Raw genomic sequence first — 8,565 nt, 5'->3', positions numbered from 1 at the left:
TTGTTTCTAAACGCGGCATATTCTTACCTCTTCCTTTGGCGAGTTCTTTGCCACCATTGGCTGCTGCACGAAAGGCTAAACGGAGTATAAAAAGACCGATGAGTGCTGAGAGTAGATGAAAGAGTGGAGAGTGGAAAAGGAGGTTGTTTTTGTCAATGCTATAGGCATATAAAGCACCTCCTATTATCATAAAAAGCCATAAAACTATTCGGATGACTACAGAGGGAGTGGTATTGATTTTCATAAATTTTCCTTATGCGATAAAATGCCAAAGTAACTTAAATGCTAAGAGATAGAGTAACCCTGCCATAACTTTTTTAATATGGCTTTGTTTGAGTTTGAAGTGCATCATATAGTTTCCGATGTAGCCACCAACTATGGCTGAGAGAGCAATAACAAGAAGCATCACCCAATCAAGAGGAACATAAGTTGCATAGGTGAAAAATGAACCAAGTGCAGAGAATGGAACGACAAAACTTACAGCAACTGCTACTTTTTTAGGCTCGTACCCTATAAGTAACAAAAGAGGTATAAGTATGTTTCCTCCTCCTACTCCTAAAAGTCCAGATAAAAACCCTATGCTACTGCCTACTATAAAAAGTATATATATTGATTCTGCATTAAAAAGAGCTTTTTTCTTTCCAAACATCATCATAGTTGCAGAGTAAAAAAGCATAAGCATAAAGAGAAATTTTACAATTTTTTCATCTATAAAACTACTGGCATACGCACCAAGTGGTGCAAAAATAAGCATTGCAAGAGCAAGAGGAAATACAAACTTGTAATCAACTACTTTTCTTTTGATGTTCATAATGCTTGAAGTTATAGTTGTGGAAGCTCCAGCAAAAAGACCAACTGCCTTGGCAACATTGAAATCAAATCCTAAAAAACTGAGAATAGGAATAAGAGCTATTCCTGCTCCTGCTCCGCCCATAGAAAATATGACAGAGAGAACAAATGTTATAAGTGAGTAGAGTAGATAATCATGCATTTATGATTACTATTTTATAGTTGGGGGTGTAATGTTTTTACCAAGAAGGGCATAGCTTTTTCCAACTCGTGCAAGAGGTGCATAATCAAGCGTGATTTTCTCTTTATCGCTAATAATTTCATCATCAATAAATTGCGCTTTAATTTCAACAACCAAAGGAATGGTTTTTGAGCCTTTAAGGTCTATTTCCTGATAAAATTCACAAAAAAATGCACTCGGTATACCTGCAACCATAGGAGGAAACCCCTCTACAATCTCTTTTGTTTCAATGTTAAACGCAGCGGCTTCACTCTCATTTGAAGCAAGCTCTTTTGAGCTAAAATGCATCGCTTCAAGATGTGCTTCATCAACCATACAAATGGTGCATTTTTTTGTTTCACGCAGGTTTTTAAGTGTGTCTTTTTGGCTTCCATCACTTTTATGCCCAATGCTTACCATCATAGTGGCAGGTTCAGAACTTAACCCCATAAAGTAGCTAAAAGGTGCAATGTTAAGAAGCCCCTCTTCATTTTGAGTGACTATCCAGGCAATCGGTCTTGGAATAATGGTTTGTGCCATAAGTTGGTACTTTTGTGTGAGTTCTTTGTTCGCATAATCAACGAGCATCTTAAAGACCTACTATATGTTTTATGTTATCTAGCATGCCATGTTTTTCTTCATGAGCAGTTTCATCTTTTGCTTCATCTGTAGTTTTCTTTCCTGTGTAGGCATCCTGTGGCATAACATTCTCAGGAGTTCCATCGACATTAACAACTTGAAGTTCTGGGTGAATAAGCTCACGCAGCTTTTTTTGCACAACCATTTTTGTAGTCATTAAACTCATAGAACAACCACCACAAGCACCTGTAAGAGTGATGTACACAACACCATCTTTTGCACCTAAAAGGTCAATTCCTCCGCCATGAGAATTTACATATTCACTCACTTTTGGAATGTAATTCTCTACAGCATCATAAATATCTTCATCTAAAAATTGCATAATCTACCCTCTAATTAATATAAAAAATTATATTCTTTTATATTTAAAATAAGTTTAGTTTATTTGGCTAAATATATGCTAAAGTTTAAAACCTTCTATTGCACTTTTTAGAACTGCTACATGCTCTTCGATGGAGTCAACATTTTCATCTATTTGTGAAAGATCATCTACAAGTTTTTCTCCATCTTGGTTTGAACGCTCGATGTCTGAAACCATAGTGAAGGTTGCATCTTTAATGACAGAAATAGTCGCTGTAATCTCAGAAGTTGCATGCTGGCTTCTCTCCGCAAGCTTTCTTACTTCATCGGCAACTACAGCAAAACCACGACCATGCTCACCTGCGCGCGCTGCTTCTATGGCTGCGTTTAGCGCAAGCAGATTTGTCTGGTCTGCGATGTCTTTAATGAGTCCGACCATATTTTCAATCTCATTTGTTGAAGATTCTAATGATTTTGCTTTTTCTACGAGTTCGGCTTGTGCAGCTTGGAACTCTCCACTTGCCCACTCAACAGAGCTCTTGACAACTTCTTTTGTTTTTGCAGAGTCTTCATCGACCTCATTTGCTGAGGTTTGCGTTTGGCTTACGATACTTTGAAGCGTTGTAATGATGGAATTAATAGGATCTTCAAGTGTTTTGAGTTCAGAACTTTCATCAAGATGCATAAGGTCTGAAATATCTCTATCGCGTAATCTTGCAAGTCTTTTAATAATAGGTGCAGTCTGCTCTTGTAAAAACTCTGTTCTATCAAGTTTGCCGTTCATAAAAACAGGAATTACATACACAAATACAGGAATGATTTTTCCATTTTTATCTTCGACATTTGCATTGCCATATCCAGCTTTTTTCTCTTTCATATCGTATTGTCCAACAATTTTACAAACCTGACACTCACTAGGATTACTTGGCCAGAGTACTTTTCCTGCACCGCTGACATCTCTTAAATCATTGTCATTCCATTTCACAAGATTTTTAAAGTCATCATTCCACTCTACAAATTTTCTATCAGGTAAAACGGCAAACATTCCGACAGGATAAGTGCGTTTAAACTCTTCCCAGTAGAACATCTCTCTGTTTTTAATGGCGAAAAGTGTTTTGATTTTTTCTTCTACATCTGTAGAATTAAGTACTTTTTTTTCATTTTCAAAGACGACTATCTTTTTGTCATTTAAGACTGATATAATCTCTTTATCTAAAAATCCAAAATCGTACTCTACTTTATTACTTGAAAAAAAACCCATAATTATCTCCACTTCTCTATTTAAAATTTATAAGCAATAATATCACAAATTATCTTTACTAGAGAAAAAAGTTCGTATCTTTAGCTCATTTTGGATATAATCGCGTAATTTTATAAAAGAGAAAACTACATGGATATTAGAGAAGAATTTCTGAAATTTTTTGAATCAAAAAATCATACAAGGGTAGCTTCAGCTCCACTTGTTCCAGATGATGCAACACTACTTTTTAACAATGCGGGCATGGTTCCCTTTAAGTCAATTTTTACAGGAGAGATTCCAGCTCCTAAAAATCCTCGTGCGACTTCATGTCAAACCTGTATTCGCGCAGGAGGGAAGCATAATGACCTTGAAAATGTAGGACATACTGCACGCCATCACACTTTCTTTGAAATGCTTGGAAACTTTAGTTTTCGTGACTATTTTAAAGAGGATGCCATAGCGTATGCGTGGGAGTTTATTACCGAAGTTTTACATCTCGATGAGCGTAAGCTTTGGGTGACCATTCATGAGAGTGATGATGAAGCTGAAATGTTTTGGAAAAAGCATATTGCAGCCGATAGAATTATGCGTCTGGGCGATAAAGATAACTTTTGGGCAATGGGCGATACTGGACCATGCGGACCATGTTCTGAGATTTTTTATGATCAGGGCGCAGAGCATTTTAGTGGTCCTGAAGATTATATGGGTGGAGAGGGTGATAGATTTTTAGAAATCTGGAACCTTGTTTTTATGCAGTATGAGGTGAAAGTAAAAGGTGGTGAACGCATCCCTCTTGCGAAACCTTCCATAGATACAGGAATGGGCTTAGAGAGAGTTGTTGCCATTAAAGAGGGCGCACTCTCAAACTATGGTTCATCTCTGTTTATGCCAATCATCCGTAAAGTCGAAGATATGGTGGGCAGAGAGTATGTTTATGCAACTGGTGCATCCTACCGTGTTATAGCCGACCATATACGAACAGCTGTTTTTCTTCTTTCTCAAGGGACGAACTTCTCCAATGAGGGACGAGGCTATGTTCTTCGTAGAATCCTTCGCCGTGCTGTGCGTCATGGTTATTTACTAGGGCTTCGTAAGCCTTTTATGTATAAGCTTGTTGATACACTAACAGATATTATGGGTGGCGAGTATGCTTACCTTATTGAAAAAGCTGATGTTGTAAAAGAGCAAATAGAGCTTGAAGAGGCTCGTTTTTTCAAAACTATTGAGTCTGGGATTGCTCTTTTTAATATGGAACTTCAAAATACAAAAGAGATTTTTTCAGGAGAGGTTGCGTTTAAACTTTACGATACTTATGGTTTTCCTCTCGATTTGACTGAAGATATGTTAAAAGAGAAAAATCTTGGGCTTGATAGTGCAAAATTTGAAGCACTGATGCTTGAGCAAAAAACACGAGCAAAAGCTGCTTGGAAAGGTAGTGGCGATGATGCAGTACAGGGTGACTTCAAAGAGCTACTTGAAGCCTTTGGCACAAATGAATTTGTAGGCTATGAGACAACACAGCATGCTGCAAAGGTATTGGCGCTTTTAGATGAAAACTACAAAAAAGTAGATGCGCTAGATATTGGAGAAAATGGCTGGGTTATGCTTGATAAAACTCCTTTTTATGCACAAAGTGGTGGACAGTGTGGTGATATTGGTGAATTGCAGTGTCGTGCAAAAGTGCTTGATACAAGAAAATTCTTTGAGATGAACCTTTCTAAAATTGCTGTAACTTCAAGCATAAAAGTAGGCATAAATGTAGATGCTATTGTCGATATTTCTCGTAATGAGATTACAAAACATCACTCTGCTACACACCTTCTTCATGCTGTTTTATTTGATGAGCTTGGAGAGCATATTTCTCAAGCGGGCTCACTTGTAGAGGCTACAAGATTGCGTTTTGATTTTTCTCATCCAAAAGCTTTAAGTGAAGCAGAACTTAGCGAAATTGAGAAACGGGTAAATGTAGAGATTATGCGTGCCATTCCTGCACAAACAGAGGTCTTGCCAATAGAAGAGGCAAAAAAATCTGGTGCAAAAAGTCAATTTGGCGAGAAGTATGGTGATGAGGTGCGTGTTGTAAAATTTGCAGATACTTCAGTAGAGTTTTGTGGTGGTGTGCATGTGGAAAATACGGCAAATATTGGAAGCTTTATTATTACAAAAGAGAGTGGAGTAAGTGCTGGTGTGCGAAGAATAGAAGCAGTATGTGGAAACGCAGCTTATAACTATTTTGTAGCACAAAGAGCACTGCTGCATCAGGCACAAAATGAAGTGAAAAATCTCGATGTTTTAGCAGGTATTCATAGACTCAAATCAGGTATAAATGAGCTTAAAACTGAACTTAAAGAGGCACAGGAGTCTGCAAAAGTTGAGATAAAAGCAGATGATGTTAATGGTGTGGCAGTAGTTGTTGAAGAGTTTCCAAATGGCGACATCAAAGAGAAGATAGATGAACTTAAAAACCAAAATGAGAAACTTTGTGCTATGCTTTTTCAAGTCAAGGGAGATAAAGTTCTCATCGCTGCTGGTGTGAAAGGGTGTGGTGCAAAAGCAGGTGATTGGATTAAAAAAATTGCTCCTATTTTAGGCGGCGGCGGTGGTGGTCGCCCTGACTTTGCTCAAGCTGGAGGAAAAGATGCTTCAAAACTTCCAGAGGCAAAAGAGGCAGCACTTGCGTTTATAAAAGAGGTTCTTATATAATGAAAGCGTTTTTAATAGAACTTTTTGCAGATTATAGAACGCAGATTGTATTTTTACATGTTGTGAGTGCTGTTGTTTGGGTTGGTGGTATGATTGCTATGAAATTTGCTGCGCATCCTGCATTTATGAGCATAGAGTCTCCTCTTCATAGATTAGAGAGAATTTCACAAGCACTCAAGCGTCTTTTTATTATTGTTTCTCCTTTTGTGATTATTCTTATTATTACGGCTGTAATTATGTCTGTTGGACTTGGTTTTCGTGCGGCTGCAGTTGATGCAAATGGGAATGTTATTGATGCTTATGCTATGCATATCTATAATCTTGTGCATGTAAAAGAGGTTATCTGGATGATTATGTCAGCAAACTTAGCACTTATGATTCTTTTACGCAACAAAGCCCAAAAATTACTCGATAAGGGTGATAGTGCAGGTGCGAAAAAAAGTCTTGGGCTTATTGGTAACTATATGGTACCTCTTAACATTATATTAGGCTTAGTTGCAATTTATTTGGGAGTGACACTTAGAAATGCCTATTAGATTATGTTCTTCATCACAAACACGAGCGCTATTGTTAAACGCAGCGGGTATTGATTTTATTCAAGAGAGTGTTGATTTTGATGAAGAGAACATTGTTGCACATAGTCCAAAAAACTTTGTTTATCAGGCAACGCTTGGTAAGTATGAGGCAAATCTTAAAGCTTTTGGATACGAAGAGTATCCACTGTTGGTTGCAGATACTGTTGTGACTTCACAAGGTCACATTCTTCGAAAAGCAAAATGCAAAGATGATGCTCGTAATATTTTAATGACACAAAGCGGAAATATTACGAGTATTATTACCTGTATGATTTACCAATCTAAGCAAAAAAAGATTATTGACATCTCCCAGACTGATTATATTTTTGAGGATTTTAATCAAGAAGATTTGGAGCAATATTTAGAGAGTGGCGAATGGCGAGGAAAAGCTGGAGCCTGTATGGTGGAGGGTTTTTGTAAAAGCTACATCAAAGAGGTAAAAGGCTTTGAGAGTACAGCTATGGGACTTTGTGTTGAGGTTTTAAAGAGTTTTAAATGATAAAAAATAGCCGTATTTATATCTCTACTCTTGCATTTGTAGTTCTTGTGTTACTTGTAATTTTCTCTTATTTATATTTTTTAAAATCTACAAAAGAAGATTTCATTTATAATAATTATGAGAAACAAGCGCTCACCTTAAGAGGCAGTTTGCAAAGTATGATTGAAGCAAAGCAAAAATCAACTTTAGGATTGGCAATCACACTTGCTACGCATGACAAAGAACTTGTAAAATATATAAACAAAAGAGAAATTCCTGCCTCGTATTACGATGATTTAATAACTCAGTATTCTAAGAACACATTTTATAAAAATATTTGGATTCAGGTTGTTGACTCAAAAGGGATTTCACTCTATAGAAGTTGGAGTAAGATTCACGGAGATAATTTAAGTCAAATTAGAGTAGACATTAAAAATGCACTTAAAATCAAAAAATCACAAATGTCAATTAGTACAGGAACATTTGATATATCCCTTAAGTCTATTGCCCCAATATTTTCAGATGGTAGATTTATAGGCTTAGTAGAAGTTATATCACATTTTAACTCTATTACAAAGGTTTTGGCACAAAAAGGTGTAGAGTCTATAGTGCTAGCAGATGAGCATTTTAAAAAACAACTCAAACACCCATGGAATAAAATATTTATAGGTGATTATTATGTTTCAAACAAGACGGCAGACAAAAAACTTATTGAGTATCTCTCAAGACATAACATCCAAGATTATTTTAATAACTCTTATAAAATAGAGAACGGTTATCTTATTACCTCTTATCTTATAAGAGATAATAACAATCCTGTTGGCGCGTATATTATGTTTGAAAAACTCAAAGATATAAGTTCTGAGAACATAGATGATTTCATTTTAAAATGGTTGATTTTTGGTTTTATCGTTGTTACATTTATTGCTATTGTTGGAAATATTGGCATATACTATGTACTCCAAAGACAAAAAAAATATTACAAAAGTATTATAAATACCTCTGAAAATATGGTTATCACAAATGATAAAGAGAGTATGACAGATGTAAATAATGCATTTTTTCACTATTTTAAAAAGTATAAAACCTTGAGAAGTTTTCTTCAAGAGAACTCTTGTATATGTGAGTTTTTTGTTCAAGAAGATGGTTATATACAAAAAGAGATGAATGGCGTGAATTGGGTAGATTATCTTTTACAACATCAAGGCGAAGATAATAAGATTAAGATGGATATTGATGGAGAGATTTTTTATTTTCTCGCTTCAGCTTCCGTTATATCTCAAAAACCTCTGCAAAATGCGATTATTTTAGCTGATATTACTGAACAGGAAATTTATAAACATGAACTCGAAGAGAGAAGTGTAACAGACCCTTTGACTGGAGTAAAAAATAGACGCTTTTATGAATCACGAATACAGTATGAAATTTCCCGTGCATCTAGGTATGAAATTCCTCTTTCCATCATTATGTTTGACATAGATCATTTTAAACAGGTAAATGATATTCATGGACATGATATAGGTGATAAGGTTTTAATAGAATACGCGGAGCTAATTTCAGAAATACTAAGAGATACTGATACCCTCTGCAGAATTGGTGGAGAAGAGTTTGTTGTTATTGC

At 36.0% G+C, this 8,565-nt stretch carries 8 protein-coding genes and 1 pseudogene; 4 read left to right on the top strand and 5 right to left on the bottom strand.

Annotation, left to right across the window (positions count from 1 at the left end):
* From MVY38_RS07365 to MVY38_RS07345, 5 genes and pseudogenes are all read right to left on the bottom strand, one after another.
* Positions 1-244: pseudogene (locus tag MVY38_RS07365) on the bottom strand (isoprenylcysteine carboxylmethyltransferase family protein); the annotation flags it as partial.
* Between the two features lie 9 nt (positions 245-253).
* On the bottom strand, positions 254-991 hold the full coding sequence (locus MVY38_RS07360) for a sulfite exporter TauE/SafE family protein (protein ID WP_297484816.1): 738 nt from the start codon (positions 989-991) through the stop codon (positions 254-256).
* 9 nt (positions 992-1,000) lie between these two features.
* On the bottom strand, positions 1,001-1,597 hold the full coding sequence (locus MVY38_RS07355) for a flavin reductase family protein (RefSeq protein ID WP_297484814.1): 597 nt from the start codon (positions 1,595-1,597) through the stop codon (positions 1,001-1,003).
* Between the two features lies 1 nt (position 1,598).
* Entirely contained in the window at positions 1,599-1,970 is a 372-nt protein-coding gene (locus MVY38_RS07350) for a NifU family protein (RefSeq protein ID WP_297484812.1), read from the bottom strand.
* Positions 1,971-2,048: 78 nt separating this feature from the next.
* Positions 2,049-3,209: a methyl-accepting chemotaxis protein gene (locus MVY38_RS07345; RefSeq protein ID WP_297484810.1), complete on the bottom strand. Its 1,161-nt coding sequence runs from the start codon at positions 3,207-3,209 to the stop codon at positions 2,049-2,051.
* A 129-nt stretch (positions 3,210-3,338) separates the two neighbouring features.
* Between MVY38_RS07345 and alaS the strand changes: the two genes are divergently transcribed.
* The 4 genes from alaS to MVY38_RS07325 all read left to right on the top strand — a co-directional run.
* Positions 3,339-5,891, top strand: a complete 2,553-nt coding sequence (gene alaS / locus MVY38_RS07340) for an alanine--tRNA ligase (RefSeq protein ID WP_297484808.1) — start codon at positions 3,339-3,341, stop codon at positions 5,889-5,891.
* A complete protein-coding gene (locus tag MVY38_RS07335; protein ID WP_297484806.1) occupies positions 5,891-6,427 on the top strand; it encodes a hypothetical protein in 537 nt (178 codons plus the stop codon). Before alaS ends, MVY38_RS07335 begins: the two co-directional genes overlap by 1 nt.
* Positions 6,417-6,965 carry a septum formation inhibitor Maf gene (maf, locus tag MVY38_RS07330; protein WP_297484804.1) on the top strand — a complete coding sequence of 183 codons (549 nt, stop codon included), beginning with the start codon at positions 6,417-6,419 and terminating at the stop codon, positions 6,963-6,965. The genes MVY38_RS07335 and maf overlap by 11 nt, the downstream gene beginning before the upstream one ends.
* Positions 6,962-8,565, top strand: a 1,604-nt coding sequence (locus tag MVY38_RS07325; RefSeq protein ID WP_297484802.1) for a diguanylate cyclase, incomplete at its 3' end; no start/stop codon positions are given. The genes maf and MVY38_RS07325, both read left to right, overlap by 4 nt.

The organism is Sulfurimonas sp. (genome assembly GCF_027056685.1).
Taxonomy (GTDB): Bacteria; Campylobacterota; Campylobacteria; order Campylobacterales; family Sulfurimonadaceae; genus Sulfurimonas.
The sequence above is the reverse complement of the archived record's forward strand: the minus strand, read 5'-3'. Positions and strand labels throughout refer to the sequence as shown.

Coding starts and splice junctions, on each gene's coding strand:
- maf (WP_297484804.1), top strand. CDS start 6,417: ATGCCTATTAGATTATGTTCTTCATCACAAACACGAGCGCTATTGTTA.
- MVY38_RS07335 (WP_297484806.1), top strand. CDS start 5,891: ATGAAAGCGTTTTTAATAGAACTTTTTGCAGATTATAGAACGCAGATT.
- MVY38_RS07355 (WP_297484814.1), bottom strand. CDS start 1,597: ATGCTCGTTGATTATGCGAACAAAGAACTCACACAAAAGTACCAACTT.
- MVY38_RS07360 (WP_297484816.1), bottom strand. CDS start 991: ATGCATGATTATCTACTCTACTCACTTATAACATTTGTTCTCTCTGTC.
- MVY38_RS07345 (WP_297484810.1), bottom strand. CDS start 3,209: ATGGGTTTTTTTTCAAGTAATAAAGTAGAGTACGATTTTGGATTTTTA.
- MVY38_RS07350 (WP_297484812.1), bottom strand. CDS start 1,970: ATGCAATTTTTAGATGAAGATATTTATGATGCTGTAGAGAATTACATT.
- alaS (WP_297484808.1), top strand. CDS start 3,339: ATGGATATTAGAGAAGAATTTCTGAAATTTTTTGAATCAAAAAATCAT.